Below are 23,780 nucleotides of genomic sequence, written 5' to 3'. Positions count from 1 at the left end.
CGCGATGGCGCGGTCGTCGGACCGCAAACGGTCGAAAAAGCAGAGCGCGAGCGCTTAGTTATCGTTCTTCACGATGACGAGCGCGCCCTCGGTCTCGACGAACTCACCCTCGCCGGAGTAGGTGCGCTCTTCGTTGACCTCGAAGGCGTCGGGGCCGAGTTCGACGCCCGCGACGTGGAGTTCGTCGTCGACGAGTTCGTAGTCGTCCTGCGCGAGCGCCGCTTCGATGTCCGGCACTTTGCTCCCGTACTCGGGGCCGACGATGGAGTAATCGAGGTCGATACCCGAAATGACAGACTCGATAGGCGGTTCCTCGTCGGTCGAGGTGAGCGTCTCGACGTGCATCACACCGCTGATGTCGTCTTCGAAGCCGTCGATGTTGCCGTAGACTTCGACGTCGTCGATATCGGCGTTCATCGAAAGCTGGGCGTCGCTCTTGTACTTGCGAAGCGCGCCGACGACAGCCATGGCAGTCTCGCCAGCCTCGACGTCGGCGTCGAGACCGAGCGGTTCGGGCCACGACTGCACGTGGACACTCTCTCCGTCGTACATGTCGTGCCAGAGTTCCTCGGTGATGTGCGCGAGGATGGGCGCGAACAGGCGGACGAACCGCTGGTGGGCGGTCTGGAGCGTGTAGGCCGCCGAGGGGTCGTCGCCATCGCCAGACCACGTCTGGCTGCTCGCCGAGGTATCCTCGGCGGTGTCGCGGAGTCGCTGCTTGGCGATTTCGAGGTAGTCGTCACAGAACGTGTGCCAGAAGAAACTCCGGACTCGGTCGCGGGCCTTCGAGAACTCGCGGTTGTCGAGTTTCTCGGTGACGAACTCGATTTCGCGGTCGAGCGACGCGAGCAACCAGCGGTCGATGGCCTTCAACTCGTCGTGGTCGAACTCCGCGGGCGCGTCCTCGGTCAGGCTCTCGACGAGTTTCGACGCGTTCCAGAGCTTCCGCATCAGCTTCTCGCCTGCGACGAGACCCTTTTCCTGGTACGGCAGGTCGTCGCCGACGGCGCTCCCGGCGGCCCAGTAGCGGGCGGCGTCGACCGGGAATTTGTCCAGAACTTCGTCGGGCGAGACGATGTTTCCGACCGACTTCGACATCTTCTCGCGGTTTTCGTCGAGGACCATCCCGTTTATCATCACACTGTCGAACGGCACCTCGCCGGTGTGCTCGTAGCACTTGACGACCGTGTGGAACAGCCAAAAGGAGATGATGTCGTGGCCCTGCGGGCGCATGTCGAACGGATAGAGTTCGGGCCGTTCGAGTTCCATCTCCTCCGTCTCGGGGTTCCAGTCCCACCCGGCGTTGATGAGGGGCGTCAGAGAGGACGTCGCCCACGTGTCGAACACGTCGTCCTCGGGGACGAACTCGTCGTGACCGCACTCAGGACAGGAGTCGACCGGCGGGTCGTCAGAAAGCGGGTCGACCGGCAGGTCTTCGCGGTCGGCGACGACGACGTGTTCGCACTCGCCGCAGTACCAGACCGGGAACGGGATGCCCGACGAGCGCTGACGGGAGATCGCCCAGTCCCACTGGAGGCCCTCAATCCAGTTTTTGTACCGCGTGAACATCTTCTCGGGGTACCAGTCCATATCTTCGCCCGCTTCGAGGTACTCCTCGCGCTTGTCGAGCAGTTTGATGTACCACTGGTCCTTGACGAGGAACTCGACGCTCGTGCCACAGCGTTCGTGGACGTTGACCGTGTGCGTGATGGCGCGCTTGTCGAGCAGTGCACCCTCGTCTTCGAGGTCGGAAACGATTTCCTCGCGTGCCTCGTCCGCCGCCAGACCGGTGTACTCGCCCGCAACGTCGGTCATCGTGCCGGACTCGTCGATGGCGATGCGGAGCGGCAGGTCGTGTGCCTGATACCACTCGATGTCGGTCTGGTCGCCGAAGGTACAGCACATGACGAGGCCCGTCCCGGTTTCGAGGTCGACGCGGTCGTCTTCGAGGATAGGCACCTGCTGGCCGAAAATCGGGACCTCAGCCTCCTTGCCGACGAGGTGTTGGTTCTCGTCGTCGTCGGGGTGGACGAACACCGAGACACACGCGGGCAGGAGTTCGGGTCGCGTCGTCGAGATGACGAACGACTCCTCGGAGTCCACGATACCGAACTCGATGTCGTGGAAGTGCGAGCCTTGCTCGTCGTCTTCGGTCTCGACCTGCGAGATGGCCGTCTCACACTCGGGACACCAGATAGCCGGGGCACGCTGGCGGTACTGTCGGTCCTGTTCGTACAGGTCGACGAACGACAGTTGCGAGACGCGCTGGACCTCCGGCGAGATAGTCTGGTACGTCTGGTCCCAGTCGATGGAGATACCGATGCGCTGCATCTTTTCGGTGAACTCCGCTTCGTACTTCGAGGTGACTTCGCGACAGAGGTCCTGGAACTCGCGGCGCTCGTAGTCCTGGTGTTTGATTCCGAGTTCGTCTTCGGTCAGAAGCTCTGACGCGATGCCGTTGTCGTCGTATCCGAACGGGTAGAAGACCTCCTTGCCGCGCATCCGGTTGAATCGGGCAACGAAGTCCTGAAGGATGGAACCGTAGACGTGGCCCCAGTGCAGGCTTCCGGATACCGTCGGCGGCGGCGTGTCGATGGAGAAGACAGTGTCGGGGTCTACCGCGCGCTCCGGGTACGCGTACAGGTCTTCGTCGACCCACCTCTCTTGCCAGTTCGCCTCGACGGTTTCCGGGTCGTATTCTCCGCTCGGCATTGCGTTGGCGTACCTACCACCGGGCGGACTGTTAAACAACTCGGTTAGAGTGCCGAGGAGACCGAATGCGACCAGAAAGCACAGCGGGTGAAAAGCGGGGCCAGCGTGGAGGGTGAGACAGTCGAAACAGACCTTAGACGGTCGAGAGCGCCGATTCGAGGTCGGAACGCAGGTCGTCGACGTGTTCGACGCCGACGGACATGCGGAGGAACGAATCAGAGATGCCGAGACGGTCACGTTCGGTTTGCGACAGCGGGGAGTGAGTCATCGTCGCCGGGTGCTCGATGAGGCTCTCGACGCCACCGAGGCTGACTGCAAGCGGGAATTCGTCGAGGTGACCGAGGAACTCGGCCGTGCCGTCGAGGTCGGTGTCGAGTTCGAACGAGAGCACGCCGCCAAAGCCGGACTGCTGGCGGGCCGCGAGGTCGTGTTGCGGGTGCGATTCGAGACCCGGGTAGAGGACGCGTGTGACGGCGTCGTGCGACTGGAGGAACTCCGCAATCTGCATCGCGTTCTCCTCGTGCTGCCGCATCCGCAGCGGGAGCGTCTTGATGCCGCGGAGGTTCAGATACGAGTCGAACGGCGAGAGCATCGACCCCATGCCGACGCGCTGGAGAAACGCGAGTTCGTCCATGATATCGTCGCGGTTGGTGACGACGGCACCGCCGATGGAGTCGGAATGACCGTTGAGGAACTTCGTCGTGCTGTGGACGACGATGTCGGCACCGAGCGCAAGCGGGTTCTGGAAGTACGGACTGAGGAAGGTGTTGTCCACGCCGAAGACGGCACCCCACTCGTCGGCGATAGCCGCGATAGCTTCGATGTCACAAAGGTGCATAAGCGGGTTCGACGGCGTCTCCATCCAGATGAGACGCGTGTCGTCGCGCATCGCGGCCTCGACGTTCGACGCGTCTGTCGCATCGACGAAGGTCACGTCCACGTCGAGACGCTCGTCGAACAGGCGAGTCAGCATCGTCTTCGTGCCGCCGTAGAGGTCTTCGAACGCGACGATGTGGTCGCCGGGGTGGATGACCGCCGTCATCGTCGCCGCGATAGCCGCCGTGCCGGAGACGAACGCGAGCGCGTGCTCCCCACCTTCGAGGGCCGCAAGCCGGTGTTCCAGCGCGTTGCGCGTCGGGTTCGACAGGCGCGAGTAGAGGTACTCGCCCGCGTCAGGGTCAAGCGTCTCCAGGTCTGCGTCCGGGTCCACATCGGGAATCGAATACGTCGACGACAGATGCAGGGGAACAACAACGTCCTCGATACCGGGTGCAGGGGCCTGCCCACGCTCGCCGTATGTCACCGCCAACGTCTCGGGATGTAATTCATAATTGTTCATAGGATTACCCGAGAGAGGTTACATCCTAAAGGTTTCTATCGCCCATACTGGAAATGCACAAAAGGAATGAGCAGAAATTGAAAATTACTGGAAGTTATCCAGAGGTGACCGGAGAGGATTGCTGCGCGGCGGCCGCCCGCAATATGGCGGGGTGACAGTGGTCGAACGAGGGACGAACCACGGTTCTGCGACTCGCTTCGCTCCTCGCGCACAAATCTGGACCAAAAAGAAGCGCCGAAAGCGCTTACTGCAACGCCGACAGGTCGAATTCGAATCCGGCGACCGGGAGTTCGAGGTCGTGTTCGACGATGACCTTCGGGTGGATTTCGCCGACGACACCGACTTCCTCGCCGTCGATGACGACCGCAGCAGTGCGGCCGGGGATGAACGACGGGTGTTCGGTCGCGGGCGTCTCCAGTTCGACACCGAAGTCGCTGCAAAGGGTGGCGAGACGAGCTTTCGCGTCCTCATAGGTCGCGTCGTGGCGGGCGAGGACGGCGGCGACGTGGCGGGCCTCGGAGACCCGGGTGTTCTCGTCGTCGTCGCGGTGGGCCACGTGGCCGATTTCGGCGAGATCCTGCGGGTACGCGCGGTGAGTGTTGTTCTCCAGAACCATCGTCAGCGAGGGCAGCACCCACGTCCGGAGCATGGTGTAGTCCTCGCTGTAGGGTTCGGTGATGGAGGTGGGTTCACCGCCGCCGAGGACACCGCCGGAACTGCGTCCCGGCGAGTTCCCACTCGCTTCGCTCGCGGGAACGTCGGAGCCGGGTTCGATACCCATGCGCTCGTAGTTCTCTTCCTCCGAAATCATGTGGAAGTTGAGCAGGTCCTCGAATCCGAGACCGACGAGCGCGGTCCGAGCAGCGTCTTCGAGGCGGGAGCGCTCGTGGCGCTGGCCGACCGTGCCAACGTCGGGGTAGCGCGGTTCGAGTTCGTTGAACCCGTAGGCGCGTCCCACGTCGTCCACGAGGTCGAGTGGGTGAAGCACGTCGACGCGATACGGCGGAATGGAGACCTCGTACACCGTCTCTTCCCCTAACTCGGCGTTCGCGTCCAGACCGGAACGCTCGAAGAGGTCGATGACCTCGTCCATCTCTAATTCGACGCCGAGGACCGTCTCGATGCGGTCGTGGCTGACGCGCTTCGTCTCGACTTCGAAGTCGGGGCGGACGACGGTTCCCTCGTCGTACTGGACTTCGATGTCCTCGATAGTCGCCCCGCGGGCGGCCAACGCGTAGCAGATGATGTTGCACATCCGGTCGATGGTCCACTGGTCCGTGCCGGTGAGTTCGACGAACAGGTCGCGCGACTCGGTCGACACCTCGGTCCGGCGGCCGTTGATGACCGGCGGGAACGAAAAGAGGCCGATTTCGTCGTAGATGGCCGGATAGCGCTCGTACTCGGAGACGAGGTCGGCGTACTTCCGACCCGTGTCGTGCTGTTCGAGCACCTCGGCGGGCGTGAGTTCCTCGTCGGAGTCGAGTGCGACGAAGGTGTCGCCGTCAGGCTCGATTCCCGTGTACGTGATTGAGTTGCCGGTCGACTGCGCAGAGAGCACGTCGCCTTTCAGCATCGTCAGGTCGTGGATGCCGATAGCTCCCTTGGCGCGCTTGCGACCCATCGTCGCGTGGAGTTTCTCCTGTAACTGGATGAGCGAGTCGAGTGCGGCGTCGTCGAGGTCAACTCCACGGACGACGGCACCGGTGACGTAGGGGCGCTCCTCGGGGACAGATTCGTCGACGACGATGGTCCAGTCGGGGTCGTTCGTCTTCGGGACGGAAACGCCGCGGGCGTCGCCGTACTGGTAGCGAAGCGACCGGGCGACGCCTTCGACCGAGAGACGGTCGAGTCGGTCCGGGCCGAACTCCAGTTGGAAGGCCCCGTCCTCGGTCACGCCCTCGAATTCGAGGCCGAGCGCGAACAGGTCGTCTTTGAACTCCTCGTCGGACTTCTCTTCGTGGCCGGTCAGGCGGCGCAGTTCGTCTGGTTGAACGTCTACGACAGGCATTATCGGAGTACCTCCGTCTCGCGGAGCAGGTCAAGGTCACACAGCGTTCCGTGAACGTCTCGGATGTCGTCGAACCCGTACATGAGCATCAAGAGACGCTCCAGCGCGAGGCCCCACGCCATCACGTCGCACTCGACGCCGAGGGGGCGAAGCACCTCCTCGCGGAACATACCGGAGTTCCCGATTTCGATGAGTTCGTTCGTCTCTGGATGGCGGCCGAACAGTTCGAACGACGGCTCCGTGTAGGGGTTGTAGTGCGGTTTGAACTGGATGTCCGTGATGCCGAAGTGAGAGTAGAATTCCTCGAAGGTGCCCATCAGGTCGCGCACCGAGAGGTCTTCGGCCATCACCCAGCCCTCAATTTGGTAGAATTCGAGCAGGTGCGTCGGGTCGAGCGTGTCGTTGCGGTAGACCTTCTCGACCGAGAAGTACCGCTGCGGCGGTTCTAACTCGCCGACTTCGTGTCCCGAGAGGTAGCGCATCGACAGCGACGTGGTGTGGCCGCGAAGCGCGATAGCGCGGGCGAAGTCCTCGGACCACGGCGAGTGGTAGCCGTCGCCGTCGTCGCCGACGCCGTCGAGGTGGGACGAGCGAACGCGGTCGATAAGGTCCTCGGGGATATCCTCCATCGGTGGCACGTCGAGGGCGAAGCGGTCCCAGTGGGTGCGCGCCGGGTGGTCCTGCGGCATGAACAGACAGTCGTTAATCCAGAAGTCGGCGTCGGCGTGCGGGCCTTCCATCTCGGAGAATCCCATACCGACAAGTACGTCCTTCACGCGGTCTGCGGTCTGCCGGAGGATGTGTTTCTTACCGCCGCGAACCTCGGGTGCGTCGGCTTCGACGTTGTATTCGGTGAACTCCACGTCTTCCCACTCACCGGAGGTGAGCATCTCGGGGGTGAGGCGGTCGACCGTCTCGGCCGCCTCGACGCCCTCCATCAGCGACGTCACACCCTCGTCGGTAAGGGTGACAGCGCGGATGGTTCGCTCGCGGCGAACCACGAGATTCCGCGATTCGAGTTGGTCGAGTACGTCAGCGTCGACTACCTCGCCCGCGACGAGGGCCGAGAGTGCGGCCGCCTCGTCGTCAGCGTCGGGGTCGGCGTCCACGTCGGGCACGAGTTCGCCCGAGTCGATGTGGCCGTAGCCCTTCCGTGCGAAGTTCGACAACGCGATGTCCACCTGCGGACCGCCGAGGGAGGAGGCACCGATGACCTGTCCCATCTGGACCGCGTCGCCGCCGCCAACGTCCATGGCGGCGTGGTAGAGGCGGACCTCTGGAAGGCCGTCTTCGGCGTACTCGACGCCCTCGTCGGTGAGTTCGACATCTTCTTCGACGGTCTCTGAGACAGAGACGAGACCATCGTCGCGGAGGTCGAAGACCGCACCCGTCACCGTCTCTGGTTTCAGGTCCGTCGCCTCCGCTAGCTGTTCTATCGTCCGTTCGTCTGTGGCGCTCGCGGCGTTCAACACCGCGACCTGTGATTCCGGAAGTCGCATCTGATTCGTTGTGGCGTTAGCCGTCTGGGAGTCGGTTAGCAGTTTCGAAGCCTCGCCGGTCTGGCGAGTCTGACCGGTGGGGTCGGTTTCGTCCGCCGGGCGTGGTCACGCCCGAGCGAAGTCCGCCGACCTCAGGCGGTCAGAAAGAAGAAGCCGAACCCACCGGTGGTCGGTTCGCGAGTGGCGCAGGCACCATCACAGACAGGTTCGGTTGTCATATCTGCGAGGTAGCCGCGTTCCCTCAAAACGGTTCCGGAATCGTGGGAGATGGTGTCACGACCGACGCTGGTGCCGCCAGCCTGCACTGAACCGGGCGTGTGCCACACGGCCGCTCTCATCTACTGGAGCTGATAGGGTACTTTCATATCGGCGGCCAACCCACGGGTGAAAGACGAATGCGAGATTTGGCTGCTGATTTGCAGACGATTCGGCTCGGAGAAGAAGCGTCACTCATCGTCAAACCGCCGAACCGACCCGACGACAGGGATGACGTTGAGGCCGTGCTCGTCCAGTCGAAGCCATCATACGAGTTCGATGACGGCGAACTAACCTACCGCGTCGTCGAAGAGCGCGGTCAGTTCAAGGTCCTCGCGTCGCGCGACGTGGCTGACCCCGTCCGCACTCTCGGCGAACTCCGCGCCGTCGTCAACATGAGCGGCTGAGACGGGTTTCTGACAGTCTCTTAGGCGACGTTCTGTTCCGTGAGCGTCTCGCCCGACTCGAATCGGTCGAGCGATAGCGCCGACACGTCCACCTCGCTGGCGTCCTCGCCGAGACACATGTCGGCCACCGCCTCCCCCGTCGCAGGTGCGTGCTGGAACCCGTGGCCCGAAAAACCGGCCGCGACGACGAACCCCGGTTCGACTTCGTCCAGAATCGCATGGTGGTCAGGCGTCACGGCGTACAGGCCAGCCCACCCGTTTCGAATGCGCGTCTCCGGCCCGAAGTAGGCCGCACAGTCGTCGGCCCGTTCGGTCGCTTCGACTGCCCAGTCCACGTCCATCGACTCGTCGAATCTGTCGGGGTCGACGTCCGGGTCCGATTCCGAGAAGTGCCCGCCGACGATGGCGGTTCCCTCGCGCTCCGGGCGGAAGTACGACCCCGTGTCGAGGTCGATAGTCAGCGGTGCGTCTTCGGGCAGGTCGCCCTCGGGTTCGACGACCGCAATCTGTCGGCGGCGCGGCGCGATTGGCAGGTCGACATCAACGAGCGCGGCGATGCGGGTCGCCCACGCGCCCGCCGCGTTCACCACCGCATCGGCCTCGATAGTCTCGTCGGGCGTCTCGACGGACCACACCTCGCCGTCGTAAGTGAGGTCCGTCACGGGCGTCTTCGTTCGGATATCCGCACCCCCGGAGCGGACTGCGTCCGCGAATCCCTGTACTGCGGAGTGCGGGTCGGCGATGCCGTCCGCGGGCGAGTAGGTGGCCGCGACGAACTCGTCGGCCCGGAGTTCGGGGACGTACTCGCGTGCTTCTTCGGGGTCGAGTAAGCGACTCGGCGCGCCCGCGTCGTTCTGCATTTCGACGTTATCGCGGAATGCCGCGGCCGTCTCGTCAGTTCGCGCGAGGAAAAGATACCCCGGCCGTCGGTAGTCGATGTCGACGCCGAACTCGTCGGCGAACGACTCCCAGACGGGGATACTCGCGAGCGAGAGGTCCACGTTCACCCGCGTCGAGAACTGCGTTCGGATGCCGCCCGCCGCCCGGCCCGTGCTGCCGCCGCCGAGTGTCCCTGCTTCGCAGACGGTGACCTCGGCACCGCGTTCGACGAGGGCGTGCGCAGACGCCAGTCCGGTGACGCCGCCGCCGACGATGAGAACGTGCATGGTGGTCTCTGATTTGGTGCACCAACATGAGTGTGTCTGTCACATGGCACAGGAAAGCACGTCTAGTGTCACCATCCCACGAAACGTTCACCCCGCTGCCACGAGTAGCTAATGTATGGTGCGCATCCTCTCGACCGACGACGTGGGCAACCTGCTTTCGCTCGCAGACCTCTTTCCCGTGGTCGAAGCGGCGTTCATCAAACAGGGTCACGGCGAGGTAGAGCGACCACCGCGCCCGCACTTTCCGGTCGGCATCGACATGGACAGCGGCAGGGACGCCGACGCGGTCAAACACGACGACCGCCCGCCGCTCGGAACCGCCCTGACCATGCCCGCGTACATCCACGGCCACGAGACGTACGCGACGAAACTCGCCTCGGTCCACGCGGCGAACACCGACCGCGGCCTGCCGACTGTGAACGCACAGGTAATCCTGACCGACGCGACGACAGGGCTTCCCCTCTCACTCCTCGATGGCACGACGCTGACGAACGCCCGAACGGGATGCATCGGCGGACTCGCCGTACAGTACCTCGCCTCGGACCCGATTCGACTCGGCGTCATCGGCGCGGGAACGCAATCCCGCTGGCAGACCCGTGCCATCGCCGCCGCGTCCGAAGTCGAATCGGTCAGCATCTTCTCGCCGACGAAAGAGAGCCGTGAGGCGTGCGCGGCCGACCTCCGAGACGAGGGGCTGCCCGTCGAGGCGGTCACGACGCCGAAAAAAGCGGTCTCAGGGGCGACCGTCGTCGTTACTGCGACGACCAGCGTCGAACCCGTCTTCGCCGGCGAGTGGCTCGACCCCGGAACGCTCGTCGTCGCCATCGGGGCCTACACCGGCGAGATGCAGGAACTCGACCCTGAAGTGTTCGACCGGGCGGCGCGAGTCTTCGCCGACGTCCCCGAGGAAGTCGCCGAAATTGGCGACGTGCGCGAGGCGGGCCTCTCGGAGTCCGACCTCATTCCCCTCTCGGCGGTGTTCGAGGGCGACGCCGGTCGCGACGGCGACGACGAGATTCTGATCGTCGAGAGCGTCGGCTCGGCGGTTCTCGACGCGGCGACGGCGGAATATCTCTACGAGAAGGCGCAGGAACGGGAAATTGGTGAGGACGTAGGGTTGTAGTTAGCCGTCGGTCTACGGCTGTAGCCGCCTCGCTAATGCTCGGCTGCTACCCCTCGTCGCTCCGTCTCTACGTCGATATCGAGCGATTCGAGGACTTCTTTCGCCTCTTCGCGCTTTTCCTGATGGTCTTCGAGGAACTCGCGCATCAGCGTCGCGGCCTGCTCTTTGCACCCGCCGCAGAGGCGCTCGCCGCCGACACACTCGTCGTACACCTTCTTGGCGAACTCGTCGTCGTCGCCCGTGAGGAGGTACGCATAGAGTTCGTAGACGGGACATTTGTCGGCCTCGCCGCCGAGTTCGCGCTGCTCTTCGGCGGTGTCGCGGCCGCCGGTCGTGGCGGATTTGACCTTGTTGTAGCCGTCTTCGGGGTCGTCGAGCAGCGAGATGTGACTCGCCGGAATCGACGAGGACATCTTGCCGCCCGTGAGGCCCGTCATGAAGCGGTGATAGATGGACGACGGCGGGATGAAGCCGTAGCCGCCGTGGTGGGCTTCGACCTCGCGGGCGAGTTCTTCGGCCGCCGCAACATCGAGGTCGAAGGCGTCGATGTGCTGGTCGTACCGGCGCTTTTCGCCCTCGATTTCCTCGATGAGCGCCTCGAACGCCTCGTCGGTCGCCTGCCGCGCGAAAAAGCGGATGCGCGGGCGAAGCGGTTCCATTCCGGCGTTCTTCAACTTCTGGACCGTCGAGTCGCGGACGGATTGGTCCACGAGGATGCCCTCCGCTTCGAGGTTGGCGTTGGCGACCCAGTCTGCCGCCTCGCCGCACCGCGGCATGTCGGGGTCTTCTGCGTACTCCTCGCGGGCGTCGTAAGCGGCGGCGACGACCAGTCGCTCGGTGTCGTCGAGTTCGAAACTCGCGAACGCCTCGGTCACCTTGAAGAATCGCATCCGGGTCGTCAGGTCGCGGGCGAACCGAACGTGGGGGTCCTGGTCGGGACCGACCGGGATGACCGTCGGTTGTGGCTCGTCCAACTGCGGGTAGAGGATGTCGGCCATCTGCGTGACGACCGACTGCATGTGCGAGATGTTGGTCTCGCCGTCGAAGCCGTAGATGGACTGGAACTCGGAGAAGTTAGCCTTCCCGCCGAGTTCGAACGCGAGTCGCTGGAGGCGGTCGTTGTCCGACTGCCGGTAGAGTTCGCCCTCCTCCACGTCGAAGCCGAGCGCGATGAGCGACAGCAGGTAGTCGCGGCTGTGCTCGTTGATTTCGTCCCAGTCGATGCCGCGGGCGGAATGAGCCTCCAGGTCGGCAATGAGGCCATACGCGTCGCCACCCTGCTGTTGGTGCCAGATTATCTCGTCGAAGACGAGTTTGTGGCCGATGTGCGGGTCGCCGGTTGGCATGAAGCCCGAAAGGACGGCAAAGTCGTCGCCGTCACGCATGGCTTCGAGGACCGGACGATAGTCGCGGTGGCCGAAGATGACGCCGCGACGCATCAGATAGTGCGGGTTCGGCACCTCGTCGAGAACTTCGTCGAACTCCTCGATGCCGAACTCCACGAACAACTTCCGGTAGTCGGCGATGGTCGACGAGCCCCACGGGTCGAGAGCGACTTCATCTGCTCCCTGTGCTGTGCCGCCGTCGGTGCGGACTCGCTCCGCAGGTTCGTCTCGTGTCATGGCGTAAGCCGACTGACCGAAAGCCAGTCTATCTCTCCCTTGGCGCTGGTTAGCGCAAAAACCATTCGCTTGCGGACACCGCCAGCGAGACGAACGTCCAACGAGAGGTCCCGCGGGACGAACGTGTGGTCGGGCGTGACCACGCGCACGAGGAACTCGGAGTGCGAGAGGTCGTCCACCGTCTCGAAGTCGGTGTAGACGCGGAAGTCGGAGCCGAATTTGAACCCGCTCTTGGGGACCGTTCCGACCTCTCGAAGCGCGGTGTAGACCGCCAGACGGCGGTCGAATCGGTCGCCTTCGACTTCACGGCCGCGTTCGACGACTGCGTCGGAGTCGATATCGAGTGCACCCTGTCGCGCGAGGGAGGCCGCTTCGAGGAGCGAGAGTTGAAGCGGGCCGCTGTCGGCGTTGCGTCCGTAGAGTCGCTGGCCGAAGAAGCCGCCCTGATAGAGGCGGTCCACGCCGGTCGAGACCAGCACGCGGTCCGACAGTAAGTCGGCGTCGAGGTCCACGGGGAGGTCTTCGGAAGCCGTCCCCTCGGGCGCGTAGCCCTCGGTGTCGAAGTACGTCAGGTCGCCGTCCTCGTCGACGATGGCGAGAACCACGCCGCCGGACTCCGTCCGGCGAGCCGCCGAGCTTTGCTCGGCGACGTCACCGAGCGAATCGACCGGAATCGGCTGGCGCTCGCCGACGACGCGGACGCGATACTCCACGTCACCGTCCCACGGACCCTTCCCGCGGGGGTAGACGAGGAAGTCCGCGCCCGCCGGGTCGTCAACGCCCGGCCAGTCCTCACGCGCAGGCGAGAGGTAGAATCCCCGGTCACGGAGGTCTTTGTACACGACGAAGTCGAGCGTGGTGCCGGTGTGGGCGAGGAGGTCGCGCAGGCCCATGCCGTCCACACTGTCGATGTCACCGCGGGACAGGAGATGCGCGGCTTCGACGGGCGCGACATCGAGGTCGTTGCCACCTGTCGGTCGCCCGTACCCCCGTGAATCGTAGAACCGCTGTCGGGCGTCGCCCGGGAGGTGGACGACACCGTCTTCGAGGCGTCCTTGCATACCCGAGTCGGGGGCGGGCGACGACAAAGGGCCTGCGATGCGAGCGGCCGAGATGGGCGGAAGGCCATGTCGCCATCGGCGGGACCACGGGCGGCGACGCGGGTCCCCAGTCATGCGAACTCGCACGTCGAATCCAGACACCGACGCCCGCGGGCCGTCTCGAATATTGGAAGATCACACTCGCAGTCGCCGACGACGACACCCGCCGGGAGCGAAAACGCCGTCTCACACTCCGGATAGGCGTCGCATCCGGCGAGCAGTCGGCCGCCACGGCGGATGATTCGTAGCGGCGACCCACAGTCCGGGCAGGTCCACTCGCCGTCGAATCGCGCTTTTACGTGGTCGTCAAGCGGGTCGCACTGGCGGTCGATACAGATGTCGAAGGCGGCCCCGCGTTCGACGCGCATCGACGGAAGACCGCAGTCGTCGCACGTCTCGTCTCGGACGGTCGCACCCGCGGGCAGCGAGAATTCGACGCCCGAATCGAGGGCCGTGACTGTACCACTGGTTCGGACGAGCGGTTCACCAGTACTCGGATGGGTCCCCACGGGCACGCCCGCTTCGCTCGCGGGATACTCGGGTCGGCCGATTACGTCGTGGGACTCGACTGTGAGGACTTGTTCGCCCGCGCGGGCGACGAGACCGAACGACCCCGGCCCGGATTCGACCGTGAGCGAGTCGGCGCGGGTCAGCCATGCGACGGGCTGGTACCCGGAGGCGTCGTGGACGAGGACGGTTCGGTCGGGTTTGGTCACGACGACGACGCGGCCGCGCTGCGTGCGCTCGCGCGACCCCTCGAAGTGGACGGTACAGTCACCGGCGAAGACCCGGATGGATTCCATGCGCGGCGGTGGTCCCGGATTCGGATTTGAACCTACGTGCGAACCTTCTTGGGTGATGACGACAGCGGCGCAGAGCCATGCCGCGGCACGAAGGCCTTTGGTCGGCCGCGCCACAGGGCGAGGTATGGACGCGAACGTGGTGCTGTTCGACATGGACGGTGTGTTGGTCGACTCCGAGCAGTACTGGCACGCCTTCGAGGACGAGTGGGTGTTCGCCGAGGCCATCGAATCCGGCGACCCTGCCCACGAGGAAATCACGGGGATGAGCTTCCGTGGAATCTACGACTACCTCGACGCGGAGTATGGGACCACCGTCACCAAAGAGGAGTTCATCGAGGCGTACAACGAGAACGCGGTCGACCTCTACGGTGAGAAGGTCGTCCTGATGGACGGCGCGGAAGAACTCTTCTCCGACCTTCGCGCCGCGGGCACGACGGTCGCCATCGTCTCGTCGGCCCCGCAGGACTGGATTTCGACCGTCCGCGAGCGCTTCGACCTCGACCCTCTCGACCTCGTGCTCTCTGCGGACGACATCGACAAGCCCGGCAAACCGGAACCGTACATCTACGAGACGGCCGCCGAGAAACTCGACGTCGCGCCCGAGGACTGCGTCGTCGTCGAAGACTCTGTGAACGGCATCAAGGCGGCCGTGCGGTCGGGTGCGTACACCATCGCCTACCGCGGCGACCAAAACGCCGAGTTGGACCTGTCCCGGGCGGACGAAATCGTGGATGGGCCGGAAGCGTTGCGGGCAGTGTTACTCGGCGAGAAGTGAACCGGGCGGTGAACGACAGGAAGCGGACCACGAGCGAGAGACTCGTAGGAAGGGTGACACGGCCGACGCGAGTCGGTACGTGTCGTAGCCGAAGTCCTCGGGTGCGCCGGGCGACGCTTCCAACAGTATTCAATCGGTATCTGCTGACATCCGTTGGACGTGTACCTCGGTGGACCACATCCGATGAATCGTGGTACTGAGGGAACAGCCAGCCAGTGAGTTGTCCTAGCCCACTACACTAGGTCTCGGACCTTCCCGAGTAAGCTCTGCTCTTCGGGGTCGTGATACTCCGGATAGATATCCATGAGTTTGTAGGCGGCTGTCGCTTCGAACCGTCCTGCTCCCAGGACACGGAATGGTTCCGGTGGTTCGGCGCCCATTCGAACGAAACAATCTCGCACTTGGCACTTCAGGTGGTGGTCGAGGAACTCGCGGAACTCGTCGAGTGGCCCCGGGTCGACTGGCGGAAGCTCAATGTGCGTGTCTGGCTCGCGCTCGAATGGCGAGTCGTCGGGCTCGGTGACGACGTATTCGCCATCGTCGACGTACGAGGCGTACAGAGACGAGACCGCATCGACGTACAACCCATCAGTAAGGTCAGCTTCCTTCTCAGAAGCGAGGTCGGCGAGGTCGCTCCCGAACGATTGCCAGTCGGCAAGTGCTTCTGTCGAGAGCGAACTCACGGCCTGCTCGTTGATAGCATCCTCGTCGAGAGTGATTCCATGGGAGGCTGCGAGGGTTACGGCTGCTTCTTTCAGTTCGGTCTCAGTGGGATCGACACCGAGGTAGACATCCTGCCGATACAGCACGCTGTTTGGGCCGGGTGCATCGGCTGGAATCTGGATAGCGCGCGCTGTCTCGTCGTGATAGCTGCGCATCTGCTGGTACAGGTCGCCGAACAGCGACTCGAATTCTTCATCAGCAAGGGCTTGAATAGCAAGTCGGACAGCGTTGATTCGAACGGGGTTGTTCGATGGTGAGACTGTTTCGTACCCACGGGTTGCAGACACGTAGTATCGTGCAAACGCCCGGGCCTGTTCGACATGCTCGTTGCCTTCGAGCGTGCGTTTTGCTGGCTTGTCTGGGTAGCCGTCTTGTTGGTGACCTGTGATTTCACCACTATGATTCAGCTCGATCAAGTGCTCAACGTCATTGTTGTCAATGACACTGAGGCCTACGATGCCATCTCCTTCTCCAGTAATTAGCCCATCCATAGCTATCGGTCTCCTCTGCTCTGTGCCTTGCCTTCAAGTTCAGTGCCGGTCTCAGAGTCCCCGAACACAGCGTCCAGTTTCTCGTCGATGAGGTTCTCGATATACTCTTTGGCCGCACCCATTTTCTCTGAGGCGACCGCAGAACCTTTGTCGTAGGCTTTGCCGGTGAGCGACTTGGTTACGTCGCCAGCAACACCTTTGGCTACTTCTTGGCCAACGACAGCGCCACCGATTGTACCGATACCGGGCATGAACGATGAGCCTGCGACGGCTCCGAGTAACCCACCAACGGTACCGACTGTCCCTTGTACCGCCGCCTTTCCAATGGCCGACGCTGTCGACTCACTACTGTTGACGGTCTCTTCGACAGCGGTCAGTCGCTCGTTGATTTGCTTGACTTCCGTGGCTAACACCTCTGGGTCAGACGATATCTTGTCTTCGTCGTCCTTCGAGCCGCCGGAATTAAACGGGCCGACATCGTAGCCGAGCCAGTTCCCGTCACTGTTTGTGGCCATCCGCTGAACGTGCACGTCGGAGTGCTGCATCCGGAAGATACCGAGTTCACCGCCGCGCATCACGCGCTCGGCAGTCTCCTCGGCTTCACGCTCTAAGCGCGGGTCCGGGTCGATTTCCAGTTCGCCCTCTTGCGGCAGCATCGACACCACCCCACCGGTCTGCTGGCGAACGTGCGCAAGCTCGTGAGCCAGGACGTGCTGTCCCTCTGCTGAACTTGGGTCGTACTCGCCGTGGTTGAACGCGATATGGTTACCCACCGTGAACGCCCGGGCGTTGATGTCTTCGCACGCTTTCGCAGCCGTTGGGCCGGTGTGAATGCGAACATCGCCCAGATTGTCGCCCATGCGCCCTTCCATCGCGCGCTGAATCGAGGTGTCGAGCTGCTGACCGGGCGACGAAATCACGTCCCGAACCGAATCGGGAACCTGCGCGTCACCGGCTTTGGACGCTTCGTGGTGCGCATTGCGACTGCGCTGGACCGACTTGGCGTTCCGGCGCTCGATATCCTTCGGAATCTCAGCAGAGCGGTCCTGCTGGCGCTCGCGGAACTGGCGCATGTCCCGCGGTTTGCCCATCGTATCCACGGTCATGCCTTCGTCAGCCCACTGCCGCACTTGGCTCGCACCGTGGCTCTCGACGAGGCGTTGAATCTGAACGTCCATCCCGGGACGATACAGCTCCAGACCGAACTGAGCCGCAGAACCCTGTGCCGTCGACGACCCACCGCCGCGCTGACTACGGTCGGACCCACCTGTCAACTCCTGAATCGACGGGACGGTCGAGGACCGTTGGCCCTCGCTCGTCTTCTCTTTCGCAGAGCGAAATCCCATCTTAACATTGACTTGACATCCATCCCATATATTGTTTGTTGCTTGAATGAAACCTTAAAATATATCTCTCAGAGAGATAGTGATGAGACACATCAAGTCGGTGAGAGTCGTCTGGTGTACGTGGCGTTCCACGCGACTAGCGAGCCATCCAGAGAGGTCAACCAAGACAGTGGGATAACCTGACGCCTACTCCACACGAACCGTCCGCGTCTCCCGAATCGGAAGCAGCGGCAGGTCGGGGAACGTGACTTCGACGGCAAATTCGAGTTCGTCGTCAGTCGCGCCGAAGACGCCCACCGGGACGGCCACTTCGTCCGTGAGGTAGCACTCTTTTTCGGACATCTCGACGCTGTTGACCGTGACGCGGATACCGACTTTCCCGCCGCCACTGGTGTTCGTGACGCGAATCTCGTGCATGTCGCTTTCGCCGCGAGTGACCGTGGTGGGGAACGCGCCCCAGTCGATTTCCGGCGCGGGGAGGTTCTTCGCGCTCTTGACGACGCGCTCTGCGACACCCTGTGAGAGACCTGCGCGAGTGAGTTCCTTCACACCGGCATCAACCACGTCGGTCGGGGATGCGAGGCCGCCGGTTGCGAGTTTTCTGGCGCGTCGGGGGCCGATTCCATCGACGGCGGTCAGGGCAGCAGCCTCGCCGCTGACGCCGTGGTCGACCCGGGCCTCGACGCGACGGGCGAGGTTGGCGGCGCGGGCGTCGGCGAAGGTGTCGAGGAATTCGCGGAGCGCCGAGAGGAGACGAAGCGCGTTCTGGCGGATGACCCACGCGTCGCTTCGGAGTTCGCTCGGCGTCGAATTGGCCATCCCGGCGTGGAGGATGGCGAGAACCTTCCGGGGACCGCCGTCGAGTGAGGTCGAGACGCCCGTGAGAACCGAGTCGATGGCGTCCACTTCCGACTGGCGGGCAGACACCTGCCGGAAGTCGGCGGCCCCGGCGACCGCTTCGAGGATGTCGTCGGCCGTGATTCGGTCGCGGTTCGCGACTTCGGCGAATCGGGTCGCGGTCCCGAGACGAAGGTAGTATTTCGAGGTGAGTCTGCCGAGGGGCGTCGCGTCGATTGCGAGGTCGTCGTTCATCTCGACGAATCCGCGGGTCACCAGTCGGTCGAGAACGTCGCGGACGCGCGAGCGAAGGTCCTCGAAGTCGTAGGCGCTCGGGTTCGACTGCGCCCGGCGGTAGTAGAAGGTCGTCTCCAACCACGACAGCACGTCGTCGAGGTCGCGGATGGTTCCCATCGCGATTTCGGCATTGAGGTGTGAATCGAGGTCTTCAGCGAGTCGGGACTCGATTTCCTTGCCCTCGCGGAGGAGTCGGCGGTACTTGTTCTGGTCGGCGTGGTCGCAGACGACCCAGCCATAGCCGACATCGTCGTAGCCGGGGCGACCAGCGCGCCCGAGCATCTGAAGGATGTCGAGCGGCGAGATATCGACCTCGCCTTCGAGCGGGTCGTGGTGTTTCGTGTCGCGGATAACGACACACCGGGCGGGGAGGTTCACACCCCACGCGAGCGTCGAGGTGGAAAACAGAAGCTGAATCTTTCCCTCCTTGAACCATTCTTCGACGGCCTCGCGGTCCTCCCGCGACAGTCCGGCGTGATGGAAGCCGACGCCGTCCAAGACACCCTTTCGGAGGGAGTCGTTGGCGAGTTCCTTTGCCTCGTTGTGGAAGTCGTAGTCGCCGCGCGCGCCGATTGGAACGTCGCGTTTGGCGAGTTCGTCGCGGGCTTTCCCGGCCGCGCGGACCGCGTCCTGCCGCGAGGAGACGAACACGAGGGCCTGTCCGTCGTCGCGGATGTGCGGTTCCGCGAGGTCGAACGCCCGGTAGAGACGGCGATACTTGTCGGCGAAGGAGTTCTCGCCGTGGGTGTAGGTCTTGACGCCCGCGTGGAGGTCCACCGGGCGGTAGTCGTCACCGAACTCGAAGGTTGTCTCATCGGGCGCGTCGAGCCACGCCGCCACGTCGTCGATATTCGGCATGGTCGCCGACAGCGCCACAATTCGCGGGTCGCAGATGCGACGCATGCGCGAGACAGTGACTTCGAGGACGCCACCGCGGGTTTCGGAGTCGAGCAAGTGGACCTCGTCGATGACGACGCAATCCACGTCCGTGATGAAGGAGTAGCGCGCCGAGTCGTGTTTGCGCGTCGCGGAGTCGGTCTTCTCGGGCGTCATGACGAGGATGTCCGCGCGCGCCGCGCGACGCGGGTTCAGGTCGCGCTCGCCGGTGACGACGTAGACAGAGTAGCCCAGTTCCTCGAAACGTTCCCACTCGGACTCCTTTTCGGTCGTCAACGCGCGGAGGGGCGCGATGAAGAGCGCAGTCCCCTCGTCGCGGAGCGTGCGACAGATGGCGAGTTCGGCGAGTGCCGTCTTCCCGCTGGCCGTGGGCGCGGAGGCGACGACGTTGTGGTCGGTTTCCAGAATAGCCGGGAGCGCCTCGCGTTGCATCCGGTTGAACTCCTCGAACCCGAAGGCGTCGGCGAATTCTGGAACCGCTTCGACGACCTTCACGGGATGCACCTCCACGGATGGGGCGACGACGAAAGCGAGACGGAGACGAGGGTCATACAGGAAGCCGAGTCGTCCGGGGGGAAAGGCGTTTCTCCATCTAGCGGCGACGCTCGGTGAGTTGGTACGAAAGAATAATTCAGCGCAGCGGAGGGTGCGGGACCGGAGTGCTGCGTGGGGTGGTACGGGGGACTATTCAGGGTCGAAGCCAGCCGATGGCCGTCTTACGCGGCGACGGTAAGGGCGGCGATGAACGACCACTTCGTACCCGCGGTGGCCTCGTGCTTCTTCGATTCGGCCTTCGACAGGTCGCGTCGGTGTTTCCAGTTCATACTACTCCAAAATATTTACTCGAATATAAGTTTTTCAGTCTAGTGATACATCTAGCACGGTTGTACATGCACTATGGTCGAAAGTCGTGATGAATTTGAGCCGAACGTTTACTTTTTCGTTACTGTGATGGTCGTTTGCACGGTTATTCGAAAGGTGTGGTAGCACAGCACATGGATGTGAAATGCTCGTGACGACTCGGTGACGACGAGGTAATCCTCACGTTTTTGCCGGGGGGCGCGAAAGAAGTGGGCATGCGCACGAGGCGGAAGCCCGATTGGTTGAAGATGCGGCCTCCCTCGGGCCGGCGCTTCACCGACATCAAAGCCACGCTCCGCGACCGAAACCTCAACACGGTCTGTGAGGAAGCGAACTGTCCGAACCTCGGCGAGTGCTGGAGTGGACGCGACGGGCCGGGCACGGCGACGTTCATGCTCATGGGTGACCGGTGCTCTCGCGGATGCAACTTCTGTGACGTGACCACGGGTGGGATGGAACCTCTCGACCCGGACGAACCGGCGAACGTGGCCGACGCAGTCGCCGAAATCGGCCTCGACTACGTGGTGTTGACCTCCGTAGACCGCGACGACCTGCCGGACCAGGGGTCGAGTCACTTCGCGGAGACGATTCGCGAGATAAAGCGCCGCGACCCCGGGATTCTCGTCGAAGTGTTGATTCCTGACTTTCAGGGCGAACCGGAACACGTTCGGAAGATTATCGATGCCGGACCGGACGTTATCGCCCACAACATCGAGACGGTCGAACGACTCCAGTGGCCGGTTCGGGACCGTCGCGCCGGGTACGAGCAGTCGCTGTCGGTCCTCCAGCAGGTCACAGACGGGTCGGACATCCACACGAAGACCTCCATCATGCTCGGTCTCGGCGAGTACGACCACGAGGTCTACCAGACGCTGTCTGACCTCCGCGAGGCCGACGTGGATATCGTCACCTTCGGCCAGTACCTCCAACCGTCGCGGACGCACCTCGACGTGTTCGAGTACGTCCACCCCGACGTGTTCGACACGTGGCGGCAGGTCGCAGAAGACGAACTTGGCTTCCTCTACTGCGCGTCTGGCCCGATGGTTCGGTCGTCGTACAAGGCGGGCGAACTGTTCGTCGATGCCCTCCTCCGTGAGGGGTCGTCCGTCGAAGAGGCCCGGCAGGCGGCACGTGCCGCTGCTGGCCAGTAACTGTCACTCGAAAATAATTTCGGCAGCGAAGTTCGCTCCACGCGTGCCGGCGTACTCGTGGCATTTTCTGGATATTTCCGATTATTCCTCGGAGATGTGCGCGTTCACGCTAACGACCTTCAGGAAGAATCGTTTAGAAGCCAAGATGTCCAATTTTCTCGCGCGTGAGTTGACATAGCACGACCACAATCGCAATAATCCGAGCCAAAGTAAATTATATACGAAAACAATATAACGGCGGCGGGTGTCGATTTTTCTATGAACAGGAGGGTTCTCCCGTGAGCGTACTTCAACGCGACCCACAGGACCAGGTACGAGTCCTCGACGAGGACGGCTCCGTCGTTGGCGATGTACCCGACATCGATGACGAGACGATGGTCGAGATGTATCGCTACATGCGACTCGCCCGCCACTTCGACACGCGGGCGGTGAGCCTCCAGCGACAGGGCCGGATGGGAACGTATCCACCCCTGTCTGGGCAGGAAGGTGCCCAAATCGGCAGTGCCGTTGCACTCGCCGAAGACGACTGGATGGTCCCGAGTTACCGTGAACACGGCGCTGCGCTGGTTCGGGGACTCCCGCTGAAACAGACGTTGCTCTACTGGATGGGCCACGAGAAGGGCAACAAGATGCCCGAGGGCGCGAACATCTTCCCGCCCGCGGTTCCCATCGCGTCGCAGATTCCCCACGCAACGGGCGCTGGCTGGGCGCTCAAACTCCGTGGCGAGGCCGACAAGGCCGTCATGTGTTACTTCGGTGACGGTGCGACCTCCGAGGGAGACTTCCACGAGGGACTGAACTTTGCAGGCGTCTTCGACACGCCGAACGTCTTCTTCTGTAACAACAACCAGTGGGCGATTTCCGTCCCGCGCGAGCGGCAGACGGCGTCCGAGACCCTCGCACAGAAGGCGGTCGCCTACGGCATCGACGGGATTCAAGTCGACGGTATGGACCCGCTCGCGGTCTACGCAGTGACGCAGGCGGCGCTGGACAAGGCCAAGAACCCGCAGGAAGGCGAATGTCGGCCGACGCTCATCGAGGCGGTCCAGTACCGCTTCGGTGCGCACACCACCGCCGACGACCCGACAGTCTACCGTGACGACGAGGAAGTCGAGAAGTGGAAGGCGAAGGACCCGATTCCGCGCCTCGAGGCGTTCCTCCGCGAGACGGGCCGCCTCGACGACGAGGCGGTCGACGCCATCGAGGCGAGCGTCAAAGAGCAGGTGGCAGACGCCATCGAGGCGGCCGAGTCCGACCCGCGTCCGGACCCGAGCGCGATGTTCGAGTACGCGTACGACGAGATGACGCCCGAAGTCCGAGCACAGTACGAGGAGTTCGAAGCACTCCACGAGAAGTTCGGCGACGAAGGATTCCTCCGAGAATGACGGAACAGAACCTTACTATCGTACAGGCAGTACGGGACGGTCTCTACACCGAAATGCAACATGACGACGAGGTGCTCGTCATGGGCGAAGACGTTGGCAAGAACGGCGGCGTCTTCCGCGCGACCGAGGGCCTCTGGGAAGAGTTCGGCGACAACCGCGTCATCGACACGCCGCTTGCCGAATCCGGCATCATCGGAACGGCCGTCGGCATGGCCGCGATGGGTCTCAAGCCCATCCCCGAGATTCAGTTCTCCGGCTTCATGTACCCCGGCTACGACCAGATTATCAGCCACATGTCGCGGTTCCGCACGCGTACTCGCGGGCGCTACACACTCCCGATGGTGCTGCGCGCCCCCTACGGCGGCGGCATCCGCGCGCCCGAGTCGCACTCCGAATCGAAGGAGATGTTCTACGCGCACGAGGCGGGGCTGAAGGTCGTCATCCCCTCGACCCCGTACGACACGAAGGGACTTCTCATCTCCGCGATTCGCGACCCCGACCCGGTCATCTTCCTCGAACCCAAACTCATCTACCGCGCCTTCCGCGGTGACGTTCCCGAAGAGGACTACACCGTCCCCATCGGCGAGGCCGCCGTCCGCAGAGAAGGGACCGACGTGTCGGTGTTCACCTACGGTGCGATGACTCGGCCGACGCTCGAAGCGGCCGAGAACCTCACCGAAGAGGGCATCGACGCCGAAGTCGTCGACATGCGGACCATCTCGCCGCTCGACCGCGAGGCCATCGTCGAGTCGTTCAAGAAGACCGGCCGTGCGGTCGCCGTCCACGAGGCACCCAAGAACGGTGGTCTCGGAGCCGAGATTACGGCGACGGTTCAGGAAGAAGCGCTTCTCTACCAGGAAGCACCCGTAAAGCGCGTCGCAGGCTACGACGTTCCGTACCCGCTGTACGCACTGGAGGACTACTACCTCCCGTCCGTGGCCCGCGTCGAAGAAGGCATCCGCGAAACTGTGAACTTCTAACCA

Annotated in this window: 18 protein-coding genes; 6 read left to right on the top strand and 12 right to left on the bottom strand. The window is 63.3% G+C overall.

All coding sequences use genetic code 11. The features are described from left to right. Positions 1-54: 54 nt before the first annotated feature. From ACH9L7_RS13560 to ACH9L7_RS13540, 5 genes are all read right to left on the bottom strand, one after another. Positions 55-2,712 (bottom strand): valine--tRNA ligase, encoded by a 2,658-nt coding sequence (locus ACH9L7_RS13560; protein ID WP_396611229.1) that lies wholly within the window; start codon positions 2,710-2,712, stop codon positions 55-57. A gap of 133 nt (positions 2,713-2,845) precedes the next feature. Beyond that, positions 2,846-4,051, bottom strand: a complete 1,206-nt coding sequence (locus tag ACH9L7_RS13555; RefSeq protein WP_396611228.1) for a trans-sulfuration enzyme family protein — start codon at positions 4,049-4,051, stop codon at positions 2,846-2,848. Positions 4,052-4,295: 244 nt separating this feature from the next. Next, positions 4,296-6,059, bottom strand: coding sequence for a phenylalanine--tRNA ligase subunit beta (pheT, locus tag ACH9L7_RS13550; RefSeq protein ID WP_396611227.1), 1,764 nt, complete (start codon positions 6,057-6,059; stop codon positions 4,296-4,298). Further along, positions 6,059-7,558 (bottom strand): phenylalanine--tRNA ligase subunit alpha, encoded by a 1,500-nt coding sequence (locus ACH9L7_RS13545; RefSeq protein ID WP_396611226.1) that lies wholly within the window; start codon positions 7,556-7,558, stop codon positions 6,059-6,061. Before ACH9L7_RS13545 ends, pheT begins: the two co-directional genes overlap by 1 nt. A gap of 131 nt (positions 7,559-7,689) precedes the next feature. After that, positions 7,690-7,896: a hypothetical protein gene (locus ACH9L7_RS13540; protein WP_396611225.1), complete on the bottom strand. Its 207-nt coding sequence runs from the start codon at positions 7,894-7,896 to the stop codon at positions 7,690-7,692. 57 nt (positions 7,897-7,953) lie between these two features. Between ACH9L7_RS13540 and ACH9L7_RS13535 the strand changes: the two genes are divergently transcribed. After that, the gene (locus tag ACH9L7_RS13535; protein WP_396611224.1) at positions 7,954-8,220 is read left to right on the top strand and encodes a hypothetical protein; all 267 of its coding nucleotides are present in this window, start codon (positions 7,954-7,956) and stop codon (positions 8,218-8,220) included. Positions 8,221-8,240: 20 nt separating this feature from the next. On the opposite strand, the gene ACH9L7_RS13530 is transcribed toward ACH9L7_RS13535, so the two are convergent. Continuing rightward, on the bottom strand, positions 8,241-9,386 hold the full coding sequence (locus ACH9L7_RS13530) for an NAD(P)/FAD-dependent oxidoreductase (protein WP_396611223.1): 1,146 nt from the start codon (positions 9,384-9,386) through the stop codon (positions 8,241-8,243). A 115-nt stretch (positions 9,387-9,501) separates the two neighbouring features. Here ACH9L7_RS13530 and ACH9L7_RS13525 point away from each other — a divergent pair, with 115 nt between their 5' ends. Beyond that, complete coding sequence (locus ACH9L7_RS13525) at positions 9,502-10,509, top strand: ornithine cyclodeaminase family protein (protein WP_396611222.1); 1,008 nt, start codon at positions 9,502-9,504, stop codon at positions 10,507-10,509. 32 nt (positions 10,510-10,541) lie between these two features. Here ACH9L7_RS13525 and ACH9L7_RS13520 read toward each other — a convergent pair whose 3' ends face one another. From ACH9L7_RS13520 to ACH9L7_RS13510, 3 genes are all read right to left on the bottom strand, one after another. Then, a complete protein-coding gene (locus ACH9L7_RS13520) occupies positions 10,542-12,131 on the bottom strand; it encodes a tryptophan--tRNA ligase (protein ID WP_396611221.1) in 1,590 nt (529 codons plus the stop codon). Next, a complete protein-coding gene (gene endA / locus ACH9L7_RS13515) occupies positions 12,128-13,192 on the bottom strand; it encodes a tRNA-intron lyase (RefSeq protein WP_396611220.1) in 1,065 nt (354 codons plus the stop codon). Before endA ends, ACH9L7_RS13520 begins: the two co-directional genes overlap by 4 nt. A gap of 110 nt (positions 13,193-13,302) precedes the next feature. Then, positions 13,303-14,034, bottom strand: a complete 732-nt coding sequence (locus tag ACH9L7_RS13510) for a DUF91 domain-containing protein (protein ID WP_396611219.1) — start codon at positions 14,032-14,034, stop codon at positions 13,303-13,305. Between the two features lie 124 nt (positions 14,035-14,158). Here ACH9L7_RS13510 and ACH9L7_RS13505 point away from each other — a divergent pair, with 124 nt between their 5' ends. Then, positions 14,159-14,809, top strand: coding sequence for an HAD family hydrolase (locus ACH9L7_RS13505; protein ID WP_396611218.1), 651 nt, complete (start codon positions 14,159-14,161; stop codon positions 14,807-14,809). A gap of 233 nt (positions 14,810-15,042) precedes the next feature. On the opposite strand, the gene ACH9L7_RS13500 is transcribed toward ACH9L7_RS13505, so the two are convergent. The 3 genes from ACH9L7_RS13500 to ACH9L7_RS13490 form a co-directional block, all read right to left on the bottom strand. Further along, entirely contained in the window at positions 15,043-16,023 is a 981-nt protein-coding gene (locus ACH9L7_RS13500) for a hypothetical protein (RefSeq protein WP_396611217.1), read from the bottom strand. Positions 16,024-16,025: 2 nt separating this feature from the next. After that, the gene (locus ACH9L7_RS13495; RefSeq protein WP_396611216.1) at positions 16,026-17,369 is read right to left on the bottom strand and encodes a DUF4157 domain-containing protein; all 1,344 of its coding nucleotides are present in this window, start codon (positions 17,367-17,369) and stop codon (positions 16,026-16,028) included. Positions 17,370-17,555: 186 nt separating this feature from the next. Then, positions 17,556-19,895, bottom strand: a complete 2,340-nt coding sequence (locus ACH9L7_RS13490) for a DEAD/DEAH box helicase (RefSeq protein WP_396611215.1) — start codon at positions 19,893-19,895, stop codon at positions 17,556-17,558. A gap of 581 nt (positions 19,896-20,476) precedes the next feature. Here ACH9L7_RS13490 and lipA point away from each other — a divergent pair. From lipA to ACH9L7_RS13475, 3 genes are all read left to right on the top strand, one after another. Continuing rightward, positions 20,477-21,412 carry a lipoyl synthase gene (lipA, locus tag ACH9L7_RS13485; protein WP_396611214.1) on the top strand — a complete coding sequence of 312 codons (936 nt, stop codon included), beginning with the start codon at positions 20,477-20,479 and terminating at the stop codon, positions 21,410-21,412. Positions 21,413-21,690: 278 nt separating this feature from the next. Next, positions 21,691-22,797 carry a pyruvate dehydrogenase (acetyl-transferring) E1 component subunit alpha gene (gene pdhA / locus ACH9L7_RS13480; protein ID WP_396611213.1) on the top strand — a complete coding sequence of 369 codons (1,107 nt, stop codon included), beginning with the start codon at positions 21,691-21,693 and terminating at the stop codon, positions 22,795-22,797. Beyond that, positions 22,794-23,777, top strand: coding sequence for an alpha-ketoacid dehydrogenase subunit beta (locus ACH9L7_RS13475; RefSeq protein WP_396611212.1), 984 nt, complete (start codon positions 22,794-22,796; stop codon positions 23,775-23,777). The genes pdhA and ACH9L7_RS13475 overlap by 4 nt, the downstream gene beginning before the upstream one ends. Positions 23,778-23,780 lie beyond the last annotated feature (3 nt).

This window comes from Haloferax sp. S1W (genome assembly GCF_044593955.1).
Taxonomy (GTDB): Archaea; Halobacteriota; Halobacteria; order Halobacteriales; family Haloferacaceae; genus Haloferax.
The sequence above is the reverse complement of the archived record's forward strand: the minus strand, read 5'-3'. Positions and strand labels throughout refer to the sequence as shown.

Coding starts and splice junctions, on each gene's coding strand:
- ACH9L7_RS13500 (WP_396611217.1), bottom strand. CDS start 16,023: ATGGATGGGCTAATTACTGGAGAAGGAGATGGCATCGTAGGCCTCAGT.
- ACH9L7_RS13560 (WP_396611229.1), bottom strand. CDS start 2,712: ATGCCGAGCGGAGAATACGACCCGGAAACCGTCGAGGCGAACTGGCAA.
- ACH9L7_RS13545 (WP_396611226.1), bottom strand. CDS start 7,558: ATGCGACTTCCGGAATCACAGGTCGCGGTGTTGAACGCCGCGAGCGCC.
- ACH9L7_RS13475 (WP_396611212.1), top strand. CDS start 22,794: ATGACGGAACAGAACCTTACTATCGTACAGGCAGTACGGGACGGTCTC.
- ACH9L7_RS13525 (WP_396611222.1), top strand. CDS start 9,502: ATGGTGCGCATCCTCTCGACCGACGACGTGGGCAACCTGCTTTCGCTC.
- ACH9L7_RS13520 (WP_396611221.1), bottom strand. CDS start 12,131: ATGACACGAGACGAACCTGCGGAGCGAGTCCGCACCGACGGCGGCACA.
- ACH9L7_RS13530 (WP_396611223.1), bottom strand. CDS start 9,386: ATGCACGTTCTCATCGTCGGCGGCGGCGTCACCGGACTGGCGTCTGCG.
- ACH9L7_RS13535 (WP_396611224.1), top strand. CDS start 7,954: ATGCGAGATTTGGCTGCTGATTTGCAGACGATTCGGCTCGGAGAAGAA.
- endA (WP_396611220.1), bottom strand. CDS start 13,192: ATGCAAGGACGCCTCGAAGACGGTGTCGTCCACCTCCCGGGCGACGCC.
- ACH9L7_RS13505 (WP_396611218.1), top strand. CDS start 14,159: ATGGACGCGAACGTGGTGCTGTTCGACATGGACGGTGTGTTGGTCGAC.
- ACH9L7_RS13495 (WP_396611216.1), bottom strand. CDS start 17,369: ATGGGATTTCGCTCTGCGAAAGAGAAGACGAGCGAGGGCCAACGGTCC.
- ACH9L7_RS13540 (WP_396611225.1), bottom strand. CDS start 7,896: ATGAGAGCGGCCGTGTGGCACACGCCCGGTTCAGTGCAGGCTGGCGGC.
- pheT (WP_396611227.1), bottom strand. CDS start 6,059: ATGCCTGTCGTAGACGTTCAACCAGACGAACTGCGCCGCCTGACCGGC.
- ACH9L7_RS13510 (WP_396611219.1), bottom strand. CDS start 14,034: ATGGAATCCATCCGGGTCTTCGCCGGTGACTGTACCGTCCACTTCGAG.
- ACH9L7_RS13555 (WP_396611228.1), bottom strand. CDS start 4,051: ATGAACAATTATGAATTACATCCCGAGACGTTGGCGGTGACATACGGC.
- lipA (WP_396611214.1), top strand. CDS start 20,477: ATGCGCACGAGGCGGAAGCCCGATTGGTTGAAGATGCGGCCTCCCTCG.